Here is a 1,353-nt window from a genome sequence, read left to right on the forward strand (position 1 = left end):
CATCGCAACCCGCTACGAGAAGACAGCTTCAAGCTTCATGGGCGTTCTCTCGCTCGCAGCCGCTCTGGACTGGCTCAAGAGCTAACAGGCCGTAGGACCAATGGGTACTCTCCACGGTTCAAAGAAGCGGTCTCTTTCTTCCCCCTTCCTGCTTTGGTCTTCAGGGATAGCTAGCACATCGCCATCGGTGTCTTCGTGATCGTTGTTCATTTCAGTAGTCCTTGCAGAGAATAGTTGAGTTGGCGAAATCGAAGGCAAACCCCGCAACAGACAGACAGGCAGACTCTGGGTTAGCTCCTTGTTCGCTGGTGAGGGGCGTGATGGGTGGCACGGATCGAGAGGGCACGAGGCTGAGCAACAGCCGGTTGGCAGGCCTCAAGGGCACTGCTCGGGCAGGCTTCTCTCTCAGTAGTGTAATGAATCAACGGCGGGGGACGCTAAGCATGTGAACTCGAAGTGATTTTCGTGGATCGGGGCATGTGGATTGAAGCCCTAAGTTCTGGCTGAGGTCGTCGCTGGTTTTTGAGCCGATGCTCGCACTGCGCGGCACGATGCGCGGGTTTTGTGAACCCTCGTGCCCCCCGTCAGCACAAGCCTACCCATGCATCTTGAGGGGTGTTTCGGGCCGGAGGGTGGGCTCAAGAACGGCAGGGGAGCCTGGAGTGGTACTCAGGTAGCCCCTGAGGAAGGCGACCGTTCTGGAAGAGTGGTGGCAGAGCCCTTCGGATATTGTTCGACTTTCGTGTTTGGTGGCTTCGCCTTGGTCTTCTCCACGGAAGCTTGAGCGAGGGATCTTTAAAAGACAGGCGCGGGCTTTTCCGCCGAACTTTTGTTCAGTCTTCTGCGTTAAGCGGGACTGATGCGTATTGAGGAGAAACCCAATGCTGAAGTCTATGGTTGTGGCCACTGCATTCACCCTGGCTCTGGCGGGCAGCGCTCTTGCTCAGACCACGAGCGGCAGCTCAGCGGAGAAGAACCTCAACAACCCTGGAAGCGTGAAGAGCAATGCTGAGAAGGGCATGCCGAGCCGTGACGTGCCAGCGACCACGCGCACTGCTCCTGGAACTGCCACGACTGCGCCCGGCAGCACGGAGCGTAACCTGAACAACCCAGGTAGCGTGAAGAGCGACGCCGAGAAGGCTGGTCGCTGAGACAGCGCAGTGCAGACGCGTTGAGTCCGGGAGCAGCGGGGAGCGCACGATTCATCCCGCTGCGCCTTTCCAGCCCTAGGATGGTGCTTCTCACAGTCGCGCCGTAAGCGCTGTCTGGGCGGCACCTTCCGGCAGGCGGTGTGAAGGCGACATACGGAGCTGAATGGGAGCTCCGTCACATGTCGATGTCAGGGCGTATGGC

At 58.9% G+C, this 1,353-nt stretch carries 1 protein-coding gene and 1 pseudogene; both read left to right on the forward strand.

Going from position 1 to position 1,353, the window contains the following annotated elements; translation table 11 throughout:
• A pseudogene (locus tag WDW90_RS37140) lies at positions 1-85 on the forward strand (IS5-like element ISMex42 family transposase); the annotation flags it as partial.
• Between the two features lie 796 nt (positions 86-881).
• Entirely contained in the window at positions 882-1,151 is a 270-nt protein-coding gene (locus tag WDW90_RS37145; RefSeq protein WP_336492729.1) for a hypothetical protein, read from the forward strand.
• Positions 1,152-1,353 lie beyond the last annotated feature (202 nt).

It is taken from the genome of Methylobacterium nigriterrae, assembly GCF_037106235.1.
In the GTDB taxonomy this organism is placed as follows: Bacteria; Pseudomonadota; Alphaproteobacteria; order Rhizobiales; family Beijerinckiaceae; genus Methylobacterium; species Methylobacterium nigriterrae.